A 19,629-nucleotide genomic window follows, 5' to 3' on the forward strand; every position below is an offset into this window, starting at 1 on the left:
CAAACTCCGAATACCTGGAAGTGTCAGCGTGGGAGACACACGGCGGGTGCTAACGTCCGTCGTGAAAAGGGAACAACCCAGACCGTCAGCTAAGGTCCCAAAGTTATGGTTAAGTGGTAAACGATGTGGGAAGGCTTAGACAGCTAGGAGGTTGGCTTAGAAGCAGCCACCCTTTAAAGAAAGCGTAATAGCTCACTAGTCGAGTCGGCCTGCGCGGAAGATGTAACGGGGCTCAAACCATACACCGAAGCTACGGGTGCATCGCAAGATGCGCGGTAGAGGAGCGTTCTGTAAGCCTGTGAAGGTGAGTTGAGAAGCTTGCTGGAGGTATCAGAAGTGCGAATGCTGACATGAGTAACGACAATGGGAGTGAAAAACTCCCACGCCGAAAGACCAAGGGTTCCTGCGCAACGTTAATCGACGCAGGGTTAGTCGGTCCCTAAGGCGAGGCTGAAGAGCGTAGTCGATGGGAAACAGGTTAATATTCCTGTACTTCTAGTTACTGCGATGGAGGGACGGAGAAGGCTAGGCCAGCTTGGCGTTGGTTGTCCAAGTTTAAGGTGGTAGGCCGAACACTTAGGCAAATCCGGGTGTTCAAGGCCGAGAGCTGATGACGAGCTTTCTTTTAGAGAGCGAAGTGGTTGATGCCATGCTTCCAGGAAAAGCTTCTAAGCTTCAGGTAACTAGGAACCGTACCCCAAACCGACACAGGTGGTTGGGTAGAGAATACCAAGGCGCTTGAGAGAACTCGGGTGAAGGAACTAGGCAAAATGGCACCGTAACTTCGGGAGAAGGTGCGCCGATGAGGGTGAAGCATTTACTGCGTAAGCCCATGTCGGTCGAAGATACCAGGCCGCTGCGACTGTTTATTAAAAACACAGCACTCTGCAAACACGAAAGTGGACGTATAGGGTGTGACGCCTGCCCGGTGCCGGAAGGTTAATTGATGGGGTTAGCGAAAGCGAAGCTCTTGATCGAAGCCCCGGTAAACGGCGGCCGTAACTATAACGGTCCTAAGGTAGCGAAATTCCTTGTCGGGTAAGTTCCGACCTGCACGAATGGCGTAACGATGGCGGCGCTGTCTCCACCCGAGACTCAGTGAAATTGAAATCGCTGTGAAGATGCAGTGTATCCGCGGCTAGACGGAAAGACCCCGTGAACCTTTACTGTAGCTTTGCACTGGACTTTGAGCCTGCTTGTGTAGGATAGGTGGGAGGCTTTGAAGCGTGGACGCCAGTCTGCGTGGAGCCATCCTTGAAATACCACCCTGGCATGCTTGAGGTTCTAACTCTGGTCCGTCATCCGGATCGAGGACAGTGTATGGTGGGCAGTTTGACTGGGGCGGTCTCCTCCTAAAGAGTAACGGAGGAGTACGAAGGTGCGCTCAGACCGGTCGGAAATCGGTCGCAGAGTATAAAGGCAAAAGCGCGCTTGACTGCGAGACAGACACGTCGAGCAGGTACGAAAGTAGGTCTTAGTGATCCGGTGGTTCTGTATGGAAGGGCCATCGCTCAACGGATAAAAGGTACTCCGGGGATAACAGGCTGATACCGCCCAAGAGTTCATATCGACGGCGGTGTTTGGCACCTCGATGTCGGCTCATCACATCCTGGGGCTGAAGCCGGTCCCAAGGGTATGGCTGTTCGCCATTTAAAGTGGTACGCGAGCTGGGTTTAGAACGTCGTGAGACAGTTCGGTCCCTATCTGCCGTGGACGTTTGAGATTTGAGAGGGGCTGCTCCTAGTACGAGAGGACCGGAGTGGACGAACCTCTGGTGTTCCGGTTGTCACGCCAGTGGCATTGCCGGGTAGCTATGTTCGGAATAGATAACCGCTGAAAGCATCTAAGCGGGAAACTAGCCTCAAGATGAGATCTCACTGGGACCTTGAGTCCCCTGAAGGGCCGTCGAAGACTACGACGTTGATAGGTCGGGTGTGTAAGCGCTGTGAGGCGTTGAGCTAACCGATACTAATTGCCCGTGAGGCTTGACCATATAACACCCAAACAATTTGCGTGTTGTACGGTGAAGACGTAACGAACCGAAAGTTCGTGAGAACCGCAAAGACCTGTCACATACCCGAATCGGGATGAGCGTGTGCGCAAGCCACGAGCGTCCGAAAGAATTGCTTGACGACCATAGAGCGTTGGAACCACCTGATCCCATCCCGAACTCAGTAGTGAAACGATGCATCGCCGATGGTAGTGTGGGGTTTCCCCATGTGAGAGTAGGTCATCGTCAAGCACCTATCCCAAAGCCCCTGATCAGCACTGCTGGTCGGGGGCTTTGCTTTTAGTGTAAGCAAACCAGTTTCGGATGAGCGCCAAGGCGAGCATCCAACCGAATTGCTTGACGACCATAGAGCATTGGAACCACCTGATCCCATCCCGAACTCAGCAGTGAAACGATGCATCGCCGATGGTAGTGTGGGGTTTCCCCATGTGAGAGTAGGTCATCGTCAAGCTTCTAATTCCAAAGCCCCTGATCAGCGAGAGCTGGTCGGGGGTTTTGTTTTTGGGGCGAAAAAGCTTGGTGTGCCGGAAGTCATCAGCGTGCGCTGAGATGCTGGCATTCGCGGACAAGGTCCTCTCCTGCGAAGGCTGCAATCAGGGCGCGCGGGGATGTTCGCGAGCAAGCTGCTCCTACAAAGAGGAGAGCGGCTTGGTCATGATGAGGGTGCGTTCTTCGCCGTGGAATTGTTCGCGTACGACGCGGTAGCCCAGACGGATGTAGAAGGCTTCGGCGGTGAGGGAGGAGGGGACCAGCAAGGCGTCCAGGTTGTGCTCCAGGGCGGTTTCCTCTATTCGAGCCATCAGCATCTGGCCGACGCCCTTGTGTTGTTGCTGTGGAGCTATATAGAGGCTGCGCACGACGTTGCCATCCAGGGCGGCGGTGCCGATGATCTCGGCGTTCAGCAATGCGACGAAGACCAGGCGTTTCTCCAGCAACTCGGCCACGCATTCGGGGGTGAAATGTGCCACCACCGACTCGATGACGCTTGTCGGGTAGTCTTGGCCGTTGCTCTCCCTGACCGCCGTCACTATCACCTGGCTGATGGCGACAGCGTCTTCCCTGCGGGCCCTTCTGATCACCGGTTCCATCTGCATGCTCGCTGTCATTGCGTTTCTCCCATCCTGACCTGATTCGGACAGCAGGGAAAGCGGAGGGTCGAGAGCTCGTGTCGGTAGAAGGGAAATCACAGGCAACAAAAAAGTGCCGGTGTCAAGTCTTGCGTGCAAAGCACGTAAGGCTTGAAACCACATATGGGACAGTAGGTTAGCTCTTTTCGGCGCCGCTTTGCAGAACCACGGCTTCGTCGGCTAGGAGCCACATAAGAGCGTCGGGGGAGAAAGCCGCATCGCACTGCGTCGTGCTGGATTGCCGGGGAACGGCGGGCCTGTCGCGTCATCATAGCCCAAGAGGTATAGCGGCATCCAGAATGAAGAACGCGCAGCCTGGGGCTGCGCGTTCGATGGATGCCGTTGGATTGCGAAGCCATCATGTCGGCTTCGATGGCGCGCTCCTGGCTGTCGTGCCCTTCCTGAATCCCCGATCCCCCGCCATGAACGCCTCCAGCATGTGCGGGATCAACTTCTCTGCATCGACTGCTTCGCCATATGCCTGCGCGTGCAGCGCGGCGTAGCGGTCGAGGTCGGCTTTCAGGCTGGCCGGGCAGGCAAAGGTCAGTTTGACGCTTTCGGTCTTGGGCAGCGGCCCGAGCCGCAGCTTCTTGGTCGCGCTCATTGCGAAGCTCCCCGATTGAAGAACAGCGGCTGGTAGGGCCGCAGCACCAGATCGCGGTTGACGATGATCCGCACCGGCAGGCCGGGCCGCTCGGTCAGCGTCGGCTGGATGTTCATGTTGCGCCGGGTGATCTCCTGGCCGACCTGATTGATGCTGTCCTGGGCGCTGTCGCGTCCGGCGATGACGATGCGGTTGCCGTCCTGGCGATTCTCCGGCGCGGCCAGCTCGGCGCCGACGCCCAGCAGCGTCGTCAGCACCGCGCCCGCGACGATGCGCTTCCAGTGCCAGTCCACGTCGTCTTCCAGGCCGGCGTAGCCGGCCGGGTCGGTGCCGACAAGATTGTCGAGCGTCAGCGAGGACGTGTCGGGCAGGATGATCCGGTTCCACACCACCTGCACGCGGCTCTGTCCGTAGCTGACCTGGCTGTTGTAGCGCCCGAGGATGCGCGACCCCTGCGGAATCAGCAGGAACTTGCCCGTGGCCGTGTCATAGACCGGCTCCGTCACAGTGCCGATCACGTCGCCCGGCAAGTCCGACTTGATGCCTGTCACCAGTGCGCCCGCGATCACCGTTCCAGCCATCACCTGATACGGCGACGCGGGCAGCGCCAGATTGCCGGAATTGCGGGTTTCCGTAGAACCGGCTTTCAGGAACGCCTCTTTCTGGTCTTGCCGGTTCTGCACGGCGGTCGGGTCGGCGGGCTGGGCCGCCGTCGAGGCAGGCCCAGCAGCGAGCGGATCGAAGGCCGCGAGCGCGTTTGCACCACCAGGCGCACTCGGCGTCGCCTGCGCCGCCGTGGCGGCGGCTTGGCCTTGGCCACCCGAGCGGAAGAACACCGACGAAGCCGCAGCGGCTTCCGCCTCCTTGTGCAAGGCATCGTTGGGATCGTGGCCGGGGGCCGCATAAGCGGCCACGGCCGGCTGCTGCGAGTTCACGATGGCAGGGCCGAGGTCGCCCGGCAGCGGCGGCCCCAGCTCGGGCACTTGCGGCGGCAGCTTCGAGTAGTCGGCCGGCAGGCCGTCCAGCCCTTCGGACTTCGAGACGCGATCGACGTTGTAAAGCTCGGTTTGCTCGTCGGCGCTGCGCCGCTGCGGTTGCAGCGACCAGATCGTGGCCCCGAGCACGGCGACCGCCAGGCCGCCGACGAGGATGGCCAGCGTGCGCCGGTTCAGGCGAGTGACCGGGCGCGGTTGGGCGCGCAGCGCCACCGCTTCCGGCGCGACCTTGCCTGCCTGCGGCGTGGCGAGGTCGGGGGTGTCGTCTTGGCTCATGGTCAGTTCCTCCGCGCAACGCCGTCCGTGCGCTCGATTCGCACCACGTCGCCCTTGTCCCCGCCCAAGCGCAGTTCGGCGGCGCCGAACAGCCGATCCACGATGTAGTACGGCGAGCGGAAGCGGTAATTGACCAGTTGCCCGTCGCCTTCCGGCCCGATCACGAACAGCGGCGGCAGCTCGCCTTGCGCGATGCCGGCGGGGAACTGGATATAAACCTTCTGCCCATCGTCGAAGGCGCGCAGCGGCTTCCAGGGTGGGTTGCTGCCGCTGACCGCGTAGCGGAAGCGCAAGTTTTCCAACGACAAGCCGGAGTCCACCGGCGCGGCGGCGCTGGCCGCCTGCGCCTGGCGCTGCAAGGCCAGCATCCGGTCACGCGGATACTCCCAAGAAGCCGACGCCATCCACGTCTTTTCTGTCGAAGCCAACTCCAGCAGGTACGTCCTGCGGTTGGTGGTGATGACGAGATTGGTCTTGAGGCCCGAGCGGATCGGCTTGACCAGCACATTGACGCGCAGGTCAGCACCGCTGCCGCTCGACGTATCGCCCACGATCCAGCGCACGGTATCACCAGCGGCCACCGTCACCAGCTCCTCGCCCGGCTGGAGCGAAATCACGGTCACGCGGCCCACGGCCGCATAGACCTGATAGAGCGCACCATCGGTGAAGGGCCACACCTGAATCGCGTTGACGTAGCCCTCGCGCGTCGGTGCGACGCGGGCCTCGGCATTGGCGCGCGAGACGCGCACCTTCTCGTCGGCTGGCTCCGGTGCAGGTTTGGCGTCCTCGGCTTCGGGCAACGGCTTCAACTGCGCCGGCATCGGCAGCACCTCGGGCACGGCCACCACCTCCACCGGCGCAGGCGGCTCGGGCAGCGGCTGGGCCTGCACCGGCTCATCGAGCGAGATGGTCGGCGGTGGCTTGCCCTGCGTGGCGCAGCCCGCGAGGGCAAGCAAGATCACCGGCAAGGCGGATTTACGGAAAAGATCATTCATGGCTTGGCTCCTTCGGAAGAATCCAGTTCGCGGCTCCACGACAGGCCGTTGACGTAGATGCCCAGGGGGTTCTTGCGCAGGCGTTCTTCGGTGCGCGGCGGCTGAAGCACGATGGACACCACGGCCGTCCACCGCTCCAAACCCGCCGCGGCACCGTTGACGTACCGGCGTTCCGTCCAGCGCACGTTGAAAGACGTGTCGCTGGCGCGCACGACGCTGGTGATCTGCACCGTCACCGACTCCTTGCCGATGCGCGCGAACGGGTCGTTGACCCGTGCGTAGTCGTTGAGCACCGCCGCGCCCTTGTCGGTCGTGTAGTCGTAGGCGTCGAGCCAGTTCTGGCGGACGACGATGGGGTCGATGGACAGCGAGCGCACCAGCGTCACGAAGCGCGCGATGTGGTGCGCGGTCTGCGCATCGTTGGGCCGGTATGGCGTGGCGGCTTCGCCCACGGCGCGTACCTGGCCCGCGTTGTCCACCTCCACGACGTAGGGCGTCACGATGGACTGCGCCGACCGCCACACCAGGCCGCCGGCCATCAGCAGCGCGAGCGTCAGGCATCCGAAGGCCATCAGCCGCCAGTTCTTCGCCTGCACGCGCGGCGAGCCGATGCGCTCGTCCCACACCTGGCCGGCAGCTTGATACGGCGTGGCAGGCTGCGGCGTGTCGGCGTAGCGCACCTGCGGTTTCTTGAATCGCATGGTCAGTTCTCCTTATGAATCGGAATCGCGCAGGCTCGGGCCTTGCCCGGAGCCGCCGCCATCGCCACCGCGCAGCGCGTGGGCGGTGGTGGTCGCGGCATGGGTGAGTTGCTGGCGGCGATGCAGGCGCTTGGCCCAAGCGGGCTGTTCCTGCGTCTGCGCGGTAGCGGTGCCGGATGCGGCCTCGCCTGCGGCACCCTGACCGGATGCCGCGCCCGCGCCGCCATCGGCAGCAGCGCCATTCCAGCCAGCGCGGAAGGGAGCGGCCATCCGCTGCCCGGCAGCGGAAGCACGGGATGCAGCCGCACGTCCGGCGGACTGCGCGCCGGTCTTGGCGACGTTGCCCAGGCCGGCCATCGCGCCCTTCGCGCCACCGCCTGCGGCGGCGGAACCGGCCTGGAACGCCGACCGGGCGCTGCTGGCCGTCGAGGCGGCAGCACGCGCGCCGCTGCCGGCGAGCTTGGCGGCGGCAGGCGCCATGCGCGCCCCGGCCATGACCGCGCCGCCCACGCCCGTCGCGGCAGCGCCTACGGCAACGGCCGTGCCGGCTGCGCCTACAGCAGCGCCGGCCATAGCGCCGGCGCCGAGCTGCGGCGCACCGGACACCAGGCCCGTAGCGATGCCAGGGCCGAAGATGCCCAGCGCCAGCAAGGTGAGCGAGGCAAGCATGATGACCAGCGCGTGGTCGATGGACGGCTCATCGGGATGAACTTGGAACTCGGCGAACAGGCCCGAGCCGATGCCGACGATCACGGCCAGCACCAGTACCTTGACGCCGGACGACACCACGTTGCCCAGCACCTTCTCGGCGAGGAACGCCGTCTTGTTCCACAAGGCAAACGGCACCAGCACGAAGCCCGCGAGCGTCGTCAGCTTGAACTCGATCAGCGTGATGAAAAGCTGGATTGCCAGCACGAAGAAGCACAAGACCACGACCAGCCAAGCGAGGAACATCACCGTGATGGCATCGAGGTTCACAAACACCTCGGGGAAACCGGCCATCTCGCCGACTTGCTCCAGAATCGGAGCGCCTGCGTCGATGCCGGTTTTCGCCAGTCGGCCCGGCTGCAAGAAGTTCTCCATCGTGATGGTCGAGCCGGTGGCCGTCAGGCCCAGCCCGGCGAAGGAGCGGAACACGATGCCGGCCAGCCAGTTGAAGTTGCCGATGATGTAAGCGAAGGCACCGACGTAGAGCACCTTGCGCAGCAGCTTGGCGATCACGTCCTCGCCCTGGCCGGTGGCGTGACTCATCGCCCAATACAGTCCGGCGATCGTCATGTCGATGACGATCAGCGTGGCGGTGAGGAAGGCCACTTCGCCCTGCAACAGCCCGAAACCCGAGTCGATGTAGGTGGAGAAGATGTTGAGGAAGCGGTCGATGATGGTCACGTCATTCATGGCGTGTCCTCCGGTACGGCGGCCAAGGGCGGCGCTTCGCCATCGGCCGGTTCATCGAAGCTCGGCGGGATCGGCGGCAGGTCGGCCAGCGTCTGGTATTCATCCGGCCCGGCCTGGCCGGAGAAGAAGCGCCGCCGGAAGGCTTCGGCGGCGGCGCGGCAGGCGTCCTCGCCCGTGGCCTGCCGGTCGGCTGCGCATTGCGCGCGCAATGCCTTGAGCCGCACGGGATCGGCGGCCAGGGCATCGGCAAGGTGGTCGGCCGGCTGCTCGCTGCACGCGGCCAGCAGCGCGACACACAGGACGAGGACGCATCGCATGGCGGCCTCCCGTCAGTTGCCGTAGAAGTTCACGGACTGCGGCGTGTACGGCGTGCCGTCGCCCAGGAAGCGCCGCCGCACCTCGCGGGCGCGCTCCGTGGCTGCCGCCTGCCGCGCCAGCTCCAGCGCAGTCGCTCGGTCTTGCGTGATCTGGAGCCGCTGCGCCTGGATCGACTGCTTGGCTTGCAAGGCCAGCAACTGATTCATAGCCTGCATTGCTTGCAGCGCGCCTTCGGCCGACTGGCTCTTGCCCACGAGGTCGGCCAGCACGCTTTCGTCTTCGCCCAAGTTCTGCGACACCTGCGCCTGCATCTGCATCGTGGTCTGCAAGCCGTTGAGCGTGTTTCGCCAACGCTCCTGCGCGTCGCGGTACATCTGGTCGCCGCTGATCGTGGCGGCGTACTGCTCGGGATACAGGCGCGCGAACTCCCGATCCGAATTCGTCACGTCGTAGGCCAAGCCCCTGGCCTGGGCGATCAGTCGTTCGGTCGTCGCCAGATTGGCGCGCAACTGGTTCACCACGCTGGACGGCAGGCTGGCGAGGTTGCGCGCCTGGTTCATCAGCATCTGCGCTTCGTTCTGAAGCTGCTGGATCTGGTTGTTGATCTGCTCCAGCGTGCGGATCGCCGTCAACGTGTTCTGCACGAGGTTCGTGGGGTCGATCACGACCCATTGCGCATGGGCGGTGGCGGTGCAAAGCATGGCCGCGATGGCGGCGGCGATAAGGCGCTTCTTCATGGCAGGCTCTCCTGTGGGTGGTCAGCAAGGGAACCCGGCGCGCGGCCGGGGAACGAGGGCAGCAGGCCGGCCGCCCAATCGAGGCCGCGATGGCGCAGCCAGGCGCCCGCGAAGCCGGGCACGCCGGCGTCGGCCAGCACCGCGTCCATGTCGCGCTGGTCTTGCGGCGTGGAAGCGCCCGCAAACGCCAGCGCGGCCGCCCCCAGGTCGAGGTCGAACAGGCGGTTGCCGAGGCGGGATTGGTAGTAGTAGTCGCGCTTCGGAACTGCCGTGGCGACGATCTCGATCTGCCGCCGGTTGAGGCCGAAGCCCTCGTAGATCGTGCGAATCTGCGGCTCGGTCGCCTGCGGGTTGGGCAAGAAAATGCGACTCGCGCAGCTCTCGACGATCGCGGGCGCGATGCTCGAATCCTTGATGTCGGCGAGGCTCTGCGTGGAGAAGATGACGCTGACGTTCTTTTTCCTGAGCGTCTTGAGCCATTGCCGGATACGCGCGGCAAATACCGGGTCATCGAGGAACAGCCACGCTTCATCGAGGATCAGCAGCGTGGGCGCCCCGTCGAAGCGTTCATCGAAACGCGCAAAGAGATAATGCAGCACGGCCATGACGGCGGCCTTGCTGTGCATCAGCTCCTCCATCTCGAAGCACTGCACGTCGGCCATGCCCAGCCGGTCGTGGTCGGCGTCCAGCAGCTTGCCGTGCGCGCCACCGAGCACATAGGGCGACAGCGCCTGCCGCAGCGTGTTCGATTGCAGCAGCACGGACAGTCCCGTCATCGTGCGCTGCTCCACCGGCGCACCGGCGAGACTTCCCAGCGCCGACCAGATAGCCGCCTTCTCGTCGGGGCCGACCGCCACGCCTTCATGCAGTAAGCGGCCTTCGATCCATTCGGCGGCCCAGGTGCGGTAGCCCTCACGGTCGATGCGCGTGAGCGGCTGGAAGGCGATTTCGCCATCCGTGCCCAGGTCGTAGTGTTCGCCGCCCAGGCCGAGGATCGCGGCCCGCATGGAGCGGCCCATGTCGAAGGCGAAGATGCGCGAGCCGCGATAGCGGCGAAATTGCATCGCCAGCGTGGCGAGCAAGACCGACTTGCCCATGCCAGTCGGTCCCGCGACCAGCGTGTGGCCCACGTCGCCGATGTGCATCACCAGCCGGAACGGCGTCGCGCCATCGGTGCGCGTGACGATCAGCGGCGGGCCGTCGAGGTGGTCGTTCTTCTCTGGCCCGGCCCATACCGCCGACACCGGCATCATGTGCGCCAAGTTCAGCGTCGAGACGATGGGCTGGCGCACGTTGGCGTAGGCGTTGCCGGGGAGCGAGGACAGCCAGGCATCCACGGCATTGAGCGTTTCAGGGATGGTGACGAAGCCCCGACCCTGGATGACGCGCTCCACCATGCGCAGCTTCTCGTCTGCGACGGCGGCGTCCTCGTCCATGACGGTGACGGTCGCCGTCAGATAGCCGAAGGCGACTTGATCGCTGCCCAGCTCCTGCAAGGCAGCGTCGGCATCGGCGGCCTTGTTGTTGGCGTCGGTATCGACCAGCGGGCTTTCCTGCTGGAAGATCGTTTCGCGCAGCAGCGCGATGACGTTCTTGCGCTTGGCGAACCACTGGCGGCGAAGGCGGGAAAGCTCTTTTTCCGCCTCGGCTTTGTCGAGGCAGAGAAAGCGCGTGCTCCAGCGGTACGCAAAACCGAGGCGGTTGAGGTCGTCCAGAATCCCCGGCCAGGTCGAGGTCGGGAAGCCCCGCACCGACACCACGCGCAGGTGCTGGTCGCCCAGCATGGGCGCCAAGCCGCCGACCAGCGCGGAATCCGTCAGCAGCGCGTCGATGTGGAACGGCACTTCGGGCACCGCCAGCGAATAGCGCCGCGTCGAGATGGTCGCGTGCAGGTAGGTCAGCGTCTGCGCGTCATCGAGCCAGTCAATTTCCGGCATCACGCCGTCGAGCAGGTCAAAGACGCGATCCGTTTCCGCGACGAAGGCTTGCAGCCGCTCGCGCCAGTCCACGCCATTCGTCGGCGTGTTCTCGTAGAGCATCTTGGCTGCACGGGCGCGGGATTCTTCCGGCGGCAGATAGAGCAGCGTCAGGTGATAGCCGCTCTCGAAGTGATGGCCCGATTCCTCGAAGGCGGCCCGGCGTTCTTCCTCCACCACCCACGAAAGCGGCTCGGGAAAGTCCGAGTGCGGATAATCGGCCGCAGGCCGGCGCTCGGCTTCGATGAACAGCGCCCAGCCCGATCCCATGCGGCGCAGCGCGTTGTTCAACCGCGCCGACGTGGCGATCAGCTCGCCTTGCGTCGCGCTGTCGAGGTCAGGCCCGCGAAACCGGGCCGTGCGCTGGAAACTGCCGTCCTTGTTCAAGACGACGCCCGGCGCGACCAGCCCGGCCCAGGGCAGCCAGTCGGCAAGCAAGGCCGGGCGCTGGCGGTATTCGGCGAGGTTCAGCATCGCGGCGTCCTCCCCTCACACGTCCAGCAGCGGGCGGTGCTTGATGTGCCGGGCGAAGACCTGCATGAACTGCGGATCGACGCGCGCACCCCATACCGCCAGCGAATGGCCGACGATCCAGAGCACCACGCCGGGAATCCACAGTTGCAGGCCCAGGCCAACAGCGGCGGCCAGCGTGCCGTTGGCGATCGCCACGGTGCGCGGCGCACCGCCCAGCAGAATCGGCTCGGTCAGCGAGCGATGCAGCGGCACCTCGAACCCGGCCGCGAAGGTATCCGGGGCGCTCATACGACGGCCCCGCCTGAGAAGCTGAAGAACGACAGGAAGAAGCTCGAAGCCGCGAACGCGATGGACAGACCGAACACGATCTGGATCAGCTTGCGGAAGCCGCCCGACGTGTCGCCGAAGGCGAGCGCGAGGCCCGTGGCGATGATGATGATGACCGCGACGATGCGCGCCACCGGACCCTGGATGGATTCGAGGATGGATTGCAGCGGGCCTTCCCACGGCATCGAGGAACCGGCGGCCTGCGCGGTTCCGGCCAGGAACAGCAGCAGAGCGGCCAGCAGCAGCCCTTGCCCCGCAGGGCGGGCCAGGCAGCGCAGCCGCGCAAGACGCAAAGCCGGATTTGCAGAAAAACGGAAAGCAGGAATGGTCATCTGCGTCATGGCAGTTCTCCAAGTGAGTCAGGGGATGGGGAAGTCGCCGCAGCGGGTGCGGCATTGGGAAGTGGCGGCAGCTCGGGAAACGGCGTTTCCAGCGCGTCCGCCAGTTGGTAGCCCACGCCGTCGAAGCCGACGACGCGGGCGATGCTCTCGATGCGGCGCTTGCGCCCGCGCCCGGCGATGTGGATCACCACGTTGACCGCCTCGGCGATCAGCGCACGGGGCGGATTCACCGCCACTTCGAGAATCAGTTGCTCCAGGCGCAGCAGCGCGCCGAGCGCGGAGCCGGCATGGATCGTGGCGATGCCGCCGGGGTGGCCCGTGCCCCACACCTTGATGAGATCCAGCGCCTCGGCGCCGCGCACTTCACCGACGACGACGCGATCAGGCCGCAGGCGCATGGACGAGCGCACCAGCTCGGTCATGGACACCACGCCTGCGCGCGTGCGCAGCGGAACGTGGTCGCGGGCCGCGCATTGCAGTTCCACCGTGTCTTCGAGCACCAGCACGCGGTCGCCCGTGGCGGCGATCTCGGCGAGCAGCGCATTGGCGAGCGTGGTTTTGCCGCTGCTGGTGGCGCCGGCGATCAGCACGTTCTGCCGCTCGCGCACGGCGCGAACGAGAAAGCCCGCTTGCGCGCTGGTCATCATCCCGTCGATGACGTACCGCTCCAGCGGAATCACGCCGATGGCGCGCTTGCGCAGGGCGAAGGCCGGCCCCGGCGCGGCGGGCGGCAAGATGCCCTCGAAGCGCTCGCCCGTTTCGGGCAGCTCGGCGGATAGCAGCGGCTGGCCGCGATGCACTTCTGCGCCGACGTGGGCCGCGACCAGTCGGATGATTCGCTCGCCGTCCGCCTCGGGTAGTTCCACGCCCATCGGCGCGCGCCCACTGGAAAGCCGATCCACCCAAAGCGTGTGATCAGGATTCAGCATCACCTCCACCACGTCCGGGTCTTCGAGCGCGGCGGCGATCAGCGGCCCCATCGCCGTGCGCAGCATCTGGATGCGGCGGTCGAGCGACGTGGCACCCATGGACTGTGGAACGGCGCTCATGACGCACGCTCCTGCGCTTGCGCGGCTGCCGCCGCGTCCTCCATCCGCATCGGGTCGGGATGCAGTTCCTCCACCACGTCGCGCACCAGACTGCGACCGCGCAGCAGGTGGCGGCCAAGCTGCTCGGTGAACTGCTCGAAGCGTGCTTTGCCCTGCGCGCGTGCCGCGTCTTGGTGCGCCTCGGGAACTGGCGTGCTGACGGTCAGGTAGTAACGGATGAACAGCGCCAGCGTTTCGATGGCGATGTTCTGGTCGCGCTCCATGCGCTCGGCCTGGCGAGACAGGCGATCCAGCCGCTTGGCGATGGCCGCCTCGCGCTGGTCGGCGGCATCGGGCGACAACCACGATGCGAGCGCCGCCGCGACGATGGACGACTTGGACACGCCTTTCTTGGCGGCCAGCTCGTCCAGGCGCTTGGCGTGCTCCGGCTGGATGAACAGGTTGAGGCGGTAGTGGCTCATAGCTCGATTCCGTCGTTGGGGTCGAGGGAAGCCAGCCGGGCCGTGCGCTGCATGGCTGGATCGAGCTGGCGCGGAAGGGGAAGCGGCAGGTCGTCGTCGTCATCGAGCAGCGCAAGGTCGGCCGCGGGAGCGGCCAGCTCGGGGTCGTAAGCGACGGTTTCGGAGAGTTCGGGCTGACGGCGCGGACCGCCGTCGTCGACCGAACCCAAGTTCTCCAGGCCATCGGCGGATGCCGTGGCAGGCGCAGCGGGCACGGACGGAATCGCCAGCCCGCTCCAGTCGTCGGGCCGCGACGGCGGCGCGTCGGCGTACTGCCCTTCCGCCAGCATGGGCGGTGGCAGCACGCGACGCTTGAAATTGGCGTCCGTGTAGTAGCGCAGCTTCTTCGCCTTGATCGGCGCCACGCTGGACACCATCACCACGGCCTCGTCAGGCGGAAGCTGCATGACTTCGCCCGGCGTCAGCAGCGGGCGCGCGGTTTCCTGGCGCGACACCATCAGGTGGCCCAGCCACGGCGCGAGCCGGTGGCCCGCGTAGTTGCGCTGGGCGCGCAGCTCGGTGGCCGTGCCCAGCGTCTCGGAGATCCGTTTGGCGGTGCGCTCGTCGTTCGTGGCGAACGTCACGCGCACATGGCAGTTGTCGAGGATGGAGTGGTTTTGCCCATACGCCTTGTCGATCTGGTTGAGCGACTGCGCAATGAGGAAGCTGCGGATGCCGTAGCCCGCCATGAAGGCCAGCGCCGTCTCGAAGAAGTCCAGGCGCCCCAGCGCCGGGAACTCATCGAGCATCAGCAGCAGCTTGTGGCGGCGCTCGATGCCATCGGAGCCATCGAGCGATTCGGTGAGGCGCCGCCCGATCTGGTTGAGGATCAGGCGAATGAGCGGCTTCGTCCGCGAAATGTCCGAAGGCGGTACCACCAGGTACAGCGACACCGGATGCTCGGCAGCGATCAGATCGGCGATGCGCCAATCGCAGCGCGAGGTGACTTCGGCCACCGTCGGGTCGCGGTACAGGCCGAGGAACGACATGGCGGTGCTCAACACGCCAGAACGCTCGTTGTCCGATTTGTTGAGCACTTCGCGCGCCGCAGAGGCGACGACCGGATGCGGCCCATCGCCCAGGTGCGGCGTGGTCATCATCCGGTGCAAGGTCAGCTCGAACGGGCTGGCCGGGTCGGACAGGAAGTTGGCGACGCCGCGCAGCGTCTTGTCCTCGCCGGCGTAGAGCACATGCAAGATCGCACCGACCAACAGCGCGTGGCTGGTCTTTTCCCAATGGTTGCGCTTCTCCAGCGCACCTTCGGGATCGACCAGAATGTCCGCGATGTTCTGCACGTCGCGCACTTCATGCGCGCCGCGCCGCACTTCCAGAAGCGGGTTGTAGGCAGCCGACTTCGCATCGGTCGGGTTGAACAGCAGGCAATGCGAGAAGCGCGAGCGCCAGCCTGCTGTGATCTGCCAGTTTTCGCCCTTGATGTCGTGAACGACGGCCGAAGCCGGCCAGGACAGCAGCGTCGGCACCACGAGGCCCACGCCCTTGCCCGAGCGCGTAGGCGCGAAGGTCAGGACGTGTTCCGGGCCTTCATGCCGAAGGTACTGGCGATCGTGCTGGCCCAGGAACACGCCGGCCGGCTGCGTGAGGCCCGCCTTGCGCATGTCCTGCGCGTTAGCCCAGCGTGCAGAGCCGTAGGTGGTGACGAGGCGCGTTTGGCGCGAGCGCCAGACCGACATGGTGATGGCAACGCCCACGGCGACCATGCCGCTGGCGCCGGCAATGGCGCCGCCCGTGTCGAATACTTCCGGCGCATAGGCGCCGAAGAAGAACCACCACTCAAACAGTTTCCACGGGTGGTAGATCGACGTGCCAAGAAAGTCGAACCAGGGCGAGCCAAGGCGTACTTGATAGCCAAGGGCCGATGCTGTCCATTGTGTGGCGCCCCACACGCCGGCGATCACGATGCCGAATACCACGGCGATCTGACCGAACAGCACGTTCGTCCCTTGCATGACCCGGCCTCCGATTTCTCCTGCGCTTTTTCCTCATGGAAAGAGCGGCACAAGGACGTGCCGCAGGCGTCAGGTTCGGTGCCGGGTCAGTGCCGGTCAAAGACCGTTCTGAGCAGAAAGGTCGAGCAAGAAGAAAGAATGAGTGCAGCGTCGAACCAAAGAAAAACGCCGCAAGCGCAGGCGCATTGCGGCGTGTCGAGCAGAAAAATGAAGGCGATGCGGCTATCTGCCAACAATCAGAACTTGGGCGGTTCCTTCGGCGGCGTGTAAGGGGTTTCGCCATCGCCATAGAACCGCTTGCGCGTGGCTTCGGCCACCCGGTTGCACAACACGTCGCCGAGCTTCGGGCGGTCGGTTTTGCACTGCTGGCGCAGTTCCTTGAGTCGTTCGGGATTGGCCGCCAGTTCTTCCACCGTCGGGATATTCGCTTCCGACGTGTTGGCATTCTGAGGCGTTTCGGACTGGCCGCAGGCGGTCAGAATGGCCGTCAACAAGAATGGGATGATCTTCTTCATGGCATCAATTCCTCCGGGGGATCAGGGTTGCGGCCTCGTATGGCCCTGGGAGTTTCCTGCGACTCGATGGTCTGCACGCGCTCAATAAAACGTGTCAGTTCGTCAGACGGATCGCCGTCGAGACGGAGCAAGTAGGTCGTCAGTGGCGGCACTCGCGACGCCAGCGGCCGAGCTACGACGCCCGGTTCACGGCTGGCGGCAATGTGTGCAGCGCCCGCTAGTCCAAGCGCGAAGCCGGCCGATACCAGTGCCATCATCAGATCGCACGTGGCAACCCGTTCTGCGATCAGCGGTTCCATGTCAGCACGACGCAGCACTCGTTCAACGTGCTTGGCGTGGCCCTCACACACTTGCGGATCGCACAAGACCAGCGGGTAGCGCAGCAACTCGTCCAAGGGAATACGCTTGTGGGCCAGCAGTGGATGCCGGGCCGGCACTGCCACCATGAGTGCATCGCTCCAAGCGGGCAAAGTGACTATGCCGTCGCCCACCTCGTCGGATTGGGCAAACCCCACGTCGTACAGATCATCATGCAGCCCTTTGATCTGCTGCGATAGTGACACCTCGAAAAAGCGGATCTCGACCTCGGGTTCTTCCTGGCGACACAACGCCAGTAAGGTCGGCAGGCGCGACGGCGTGATGCCGTCCGACAAGGCCACGCGCAACTGCCCGTGAAAACCGTTTGCCGCTGCTTTCACGCTCTCTCGCGCTTGCTCCAAGGCAGCAAACACACGACGCACATGTTCCAAGAACAATGTTCCGGCATGGGTCAGCCGCGTACTGCGCGTGGTGCGGGCAAACAGCATCACGCCGAGTTCTTCTTCCAGTTCCTTGATGGCCCGCGACAGCGGCGACTGCTCGATGTGCAGCCGCTCGGCGGCGCGCGCGAAGTGGAGTTCTTCGGCGACGGCGACGAAGCACCGAAGATGGCGCAGCTCCATTTACACCCCGCCGGACTTGTGATGAACCGGCTCCCCTCCGCCAATGAGGCGCGGAGAGCGACGTTTGCGTCTGCCCGAAATCGACCGTTGCCCGTCGTCTGAGATCACGGTTCTGTTGTCCATTGCGGCCTCCTTTTCGCGCTTCCCCTCTTGCGGCAAGCTTGCATGGTGCTAAGATAGTAATAGATTACTCACTTTCGAAGGCGCAAGCAATGAGTGGACACTCCAAGCATCTACCGGCCGATGAGCGGCGCGCGGCCACAGTCGAGGCGGTGGTCGACTTGGCCGCCGAGCAGAACCCCAGCGACATCACGACCACAGCCATCGCACAGCGTATGGGGCTGACCCAGGGGGCGCTGTTTCGTCACTTCCCGACCAAGGACGCCATCCTGCAGGCGGTGATGTCCTGGGTCACGGAACGCCTGCTGGCTCGGGTGGACAAGGCAGCAGAAGGCACTACGTCTCCGGTCGCAGCCCTTGAGGCGGTCTTCATGACGCATATCGACTTCGTGTCCGAGCACCCGGGTGTGCCGAGGATGCTCTTCGGCGAATTGCAGCGACCTGGAGAGACCCTGCCCAAGCGAATGGTGCAGACCTTGATTCAGCACTACGGCGAGCGGTTGCATCGCCTGCTCGAAGCCGGCAAGGCGCAGGGCGAACTGGATGCGGGACTGGATGTGGATGCCGCCGCCGTGTTGTTCATCGGCACGATCCAGGGACTGGTCATGCAGTCGCTGTTGGCGGGCAAGGTCTGTCGCATCCGCCGTGACGCACCAGCCGTGTTTGCCATCTATCGCCGTGGCATCGAAAGCAACACATGAAACACCTGTCTTCTCCGCAAGCGCGACTGCGACCTCCAAACCCTTCCACAAATCGGGAGCAACGAACATGACGGCACACAGCGAACGCGCGATCTGGATGCGCGTGGTCTCCTTGATTGCGATCGGTTTTGGCCTGATGACTATCAGGGAAGGCGGCGCAGTCCTGTTTGTCGACGGCGCCGCGCGCCAAGCCGCCGGCCACTATGTGCCTTTCGTGCTCTGGTTCAATTTTCTTGCCGGGTTCGCCTACATCGTCGCCGGCGTCGGCTTGTGGATGCGCCGGCGCTGGGCCGCGTGGTTGGCGATTGTCATCACGGTGGCGACCGCGCTCGTGTTCCTGGCTTTCGGAGTGCATGTGGCTCTGGGTGGCGCCTGGGAGCGGCGCACGGTGGTCGCCATGACGCTGCGCACGTTGGTGTGGGCTGGCATAGCGGCCATAGCCTGGCGCCGGTCAGCGGCGAATGCGCCGGTCGCACGCGAGCACTGAGCACCTTTATCCAGCGGAAACCCATCGATGAAAACTCCAAACCTCCTTTCCAGAAAAACCCGTTGGGTCGTGATCGCCGTTGTCGTGCTCGCTCTTGGCGGCGCACTGGCGTTCTGGCTGTCGCGCGACCATGGACAACAAGATGCATTGCGCCTCTACGGCAACGTCGACATCCGCGAGGTGCAACTGGCCTTCCGTCAGCCCGGGCGCGTGATGCAAATGGCTTTCGATGAGGGCGATGCCGTCAGTGCCGGTGCGCGGCTGGCGACGCTCGACGCGCAGCCGTATCGGGAAGCCCTTGCGGCAGCGCAGGCCCAGGTGCAAGTGGCGCAGGCGGAACTGGCCAAGCTTCGCCGCGGTCTGCGACCGCAGGAAATCACCCAGGCGCGCGAGGCCCTCAGGCAGGCCCAGGCGCTCGCCACCGAAACCGAGCGCAATTTCAAACGCCAGAGTGGCCTGCTGGCATCGGGCGCCAGCAGCCAGCGTACGGTCGATGCCGCCCGCACGGCGCGAGACCAGGCAGCCGCTGGCGTCGAAGCAGCGAAGGCGGCCCTGTCGCAAGCATCCGAAGGTTTCCGCAAGGAAGACATCGCCGCGGCAGAAGCTCGCCTTGCGGCCGCACAGGCCGCCGCAGCGCAAGCCACGACAGCCTTGGCGGACACCGAGTTGATGGCGCCCAGTAGCGGAACCGTCATCGCACGGGTGCGCGAGCCCGGCAGCATGGTTGCAAGCCAGAGCGCGGTCTACAGCCTGAGCCTGGACAAGCCAGTTTACGTGCGCGCCTACGTGGGCGAGTCGGACTTGGGACGCATCGCGCCCGGTACTGTGGTACGCGTCAAAAGCGATTCATCAGAGAAGGTCTATCGCGGCCAGATCGGCTTCATCTCGCCACGCGCCGAGTTCACCCCCAAGACGGTGGAAACGACGGATTTGCGCACGGATCTGGTGTACCGCCTGCGCATCGTCATCGACGAAGCCGACAGCGACAGTGCCTTGCGGCAGGGCATGCCGGTGACGATATCGGTCGATGCCAAACCAGGCCTCAGCGGGCGCGTGGGGGAACGTTAAG

19 protein-coding genes and 3 rRNA genes (1 of these 22 only partly in view) are annotated in these 19,629 nt (G+C 64.5%); 6 read left to right on the forward strand and 16 right to left on the reverse strand.

The features are described 5' to 3' along the window. From H681_RS09660 to rrf (H681_RS09670), 3 genes are all read left to right on the forward strand, one after another. Positions 1–1,993 (forward strand): 23S ribosomal RNA (locus H681_RS09660) (it extends 897 nt beyond the left edge of the window). A gap of 133 nt (positions 1,994–2,126) precedes the next feature. Continuing rightward, a 5S ribosomal RNA gene (gene rrf, locus H681_RS09665) occupies positions 2,127–2,242 on the forward strand. Positions 2,243–2,346: 104 nt separating this feature from the next. Then, positions 2,347–2,462 (forward strand): 5S ribosomal RNA (gene rrf / locus H681_RS09670). Between the two features lie 178 nt (positions 2,463–2,640). Here rrf (H681_RS09670) and H681_RS09675 read toward each other — a convergent pair. The 16 genes from H681_RS09675 to H681_RS09750 form a co-directional block, all read right to left on the reverse strand. Continuing rightward, positions 2,641–3,117, reverse strand: coding sequence for a GNAT family N-acetyltransferase (locus H681_RS09675; RefSeq protein WP_015476669.1), 477 nt, complete (start codon positions 3,115–3,117; stop codon positions 2,641–2,643). A 379-nt stretch (positions 3,118–3,496) separates the two neighbouring features. Beyond that, on the reverse strand, positions 3,497–3,742 hold the full coding sequence (locus H681_RS09680) for a DUF2274 domain-containing protein (protein ID WP_015476670.1): 246 nt from the start codon (positions 3,740–3,742) through the stop codon (positions 3,497–3,499). Continuing rightward, entirely contained in the window at positions 3,739–5,013 is a 1,275-nt protein-coding gene (locus H681_RS09685) for a TrbI/VirB10 family protein (protein WP_015476671.1), read from the reverse strand. Before H681_RS09685 ends, H681_RS09680 begins: the two co-directional genes overlap by 4 nt. Before the next feature lie 2 nt (positions 5,014–5,015). Next, the gene (gene trbG / locus H681_RS09690; protein ID WP_015476672.1) at positions 5,016–6,008 is read right to left on the reverse strand and encodes a P-type conjugative transfer protein TrbG; all 993 of its coding nucleotides are present in this window, start codon (positions 6,006–6,008) and stop codon (positions 5,016–5,018) included. Continuing rightward, the gene (gene trbF / locus H681_RS09695; RefSeq protein ID WP_005304512.1) at positions 6,005–6,709 is read right to left on the reverse strand and encodes a conjugal transfer protein TrbF; all 705 of its coding nucleotides are present in this window, start codon (positions 6,707–6,709) and stop codon (positions 6,005–6,007) included. Before trbF ends, trbG begins: the two co-directional genes overlap by 4 nt. Before the next feature lie 12 nt (positions 6,710–6,721). After that, positions 6,722–8,107 (reverse strand): P-type conjugative transfer protein TrbL, encoded by a 1,386-nt coding sequence (trbL, locus tag H681_RS09700; protein ID WP_015476673.1) that lies wholly within the window; start codon positions 8,105–8,107, stop codon positions 6,722–6,724. Beyond that, positions 8,104–8,424: a hypothetical protein gene (locus H681_RS09705; protein WP_015476674.1), complete on the reverse strand. Its 321-nt coding sequence runs from the start codon at positions 8,422–8,424 to the stop codon at positions 8,104–8,106. The genes trbL and H681_RS09705 overlap by 4 nt, the downstream gene beginning before the upstream one ends. A 12-nt stretch (positions 8,425–8,436) precedes the next feature. Then, positions 8,437–9,162: a P-type conjugative transfer protein TrbJ gene (trbJ, locus tag H681_RS09710; RefSeq protein ID WP_015476675.1), complete on the reverse strand. Its 726-nt coding sequence runs from the start codon at positions 9,160–9,162 to the stop codon at positions 8,437–8,439. After that, positions 9,159–11,612, reverse strand: a complete 2,454-nt coding sequence (trbE, locus tag H681_RS09715; RefSeq protein ID WP_015476676.1) for a conjugal transfer protein TrbE — start codon at positions 11,610–11,612, stop codon at positions 9,159–9,161. Before trbE ends, trbJ begins: the two co-directional genes overlap by 4 nt. Positions 11,613–11,627: 15 nt before the next feature. After that, the gene (locus tag H681_RS09720) at positions 11,628–11,900 is read right to left on the reverse strand and encodes a VirB3 family type IV secretion system protein (protein WP_003291752.1); all 273 of its coding nucleotides are present in this window, start codon (positions 11,898–11,900) and stop codon (positions 11,628–11,630) included. Then, positions 11,897–12,280 (reverse strand): TrbC/VirB2 family protein, encoded by a 384-nt coding sequence (locus H681_RS09725; RefSeq protein ID WP_003103996.1) that lies wholly within the window; start codon positions 12,278–12,280, stop codon positions 11,897–11,899. Before H681_RS09725 ends, H681_RS09720 begins: the two co-directional genes overlap by 4 nt. Continuing rightward, positions 12,277–13,329 (reverse strand): P-type conjugative transfer ATPase TrbB, encoded by a 1,053-nt coding sequence (gene trbB, locus H681_RS09730; protein WP_015476677.1) that lies wholly within the window; start codon positions 13,327–13,329, stop codon positions 12,277–12,279. Before trbB ends, H681_RS09725 begins: the two co-directional genes overlap by 4 nt. Further along, the gene (locus tag H681_RS09735) at positions 13,326–13,790 is read right to left on the reverse strand and encodes a ribbon-helix-helix protein, CopG family (protein WP_003111089.1); all 465 of its coding nucleotides are present in this window, start codon (positions 13,788–13,790) and stop codon (positions 13,326–13,328) included. Before H681_RS09735 ends, trbB begins: the two co-directional genes overlap by 4 nt. Beyond that, on the reverse strand, positions 13,787–15,796 hold the full coding sequence (locus H681_RS09740) for a conjugal transfer protein TraG (RefSeq protein WP_015476678.1): 2,010 nt from the start codon (positions 15,794–15,796) through the stop codon (positions 13,787–13,789). The genes H681_RS09735 and H681_RS09740 overlap by 4 nt, the downstream gene beginning before the upstream one ends. A gap of 236 nt (positions 15,797–16,032) precedes the next feature. Further along, positions 16,033–16,311 (reverse strand): EexN family lipoprotein, encoded by a 279-nt coding sequence (locus H681_RS09745; RefSeq protein ID WP_015476679.1) that lies wholly within the window; start codon positions 16,309–16,311, stop codon positions 16,033–16,035. Next, positions 16,308–17,252, reverse strand: a complete 945-nt coding sequence (locus H681_RS09750) for a LysR family transcriptional regulator (protein WP_015476680.1) — start codon at positions 17,250–17,252, stop codon at positions 16,308–16,310. Before H681_RS09750 ends, H681_RS09745 begins: the two co-directional genes overlap by 4 nt. Before the next feature lie 212 nt (positions 17,253–17,464). On the opposite strand from H681_RS09750, the gene H681_RS09755 reads away from it, so the two are divergent. From H681_RS09755 to hlyD, 3 genes are all read left to right on the forward strand, one after another. Next, positions 17,465–18,073 (forward strand): TetR/AcrR family transcriptional regulator, encoded by a 609-nt coding sequence (locus H681_RS09755; RefSeq protein WP_015476681.1) that lies wholly within the window; start codon positions 17,465–17,467, stop codon positions 18,071–18,073. A gap of 67 nt (positions 18,074–18,140) precedes the next feature. After that, a complete protein-coding gene (locus tag H681_RS09760) occupies positions 18,141–18,560 on the forward strand; it encodes a hypothetical protein (RefSeq protein ID WP_015476682.1) in 420 nt (139 codons plus the stop codon). A gap of 27 nt (positions 18,561–18,587) precedes the next feature. After that, on the forward strand, positions 18,588–19,628 hold the full coding sequence (gene hlyD, locus H681_RS09765) for a secretion protein HlyD (protein ID WP_041711865.1): 1,041 nt from the start codon (positions 18,588–18,590) through the stop codon (positions 19,626–19,628). Position 19,629: the final 1 nt, after the last annotated feature.

Origin of the sequence: Pseudomonas sp. ATCC 13867 (genome assembly GCF_000349845.1) — a bacterium.
GTDB lineage: Bacteria > Pseudomonadota > Gammaproteobacteria > Pseudomonadales > Pseudomonadaceae > Pseudomonas.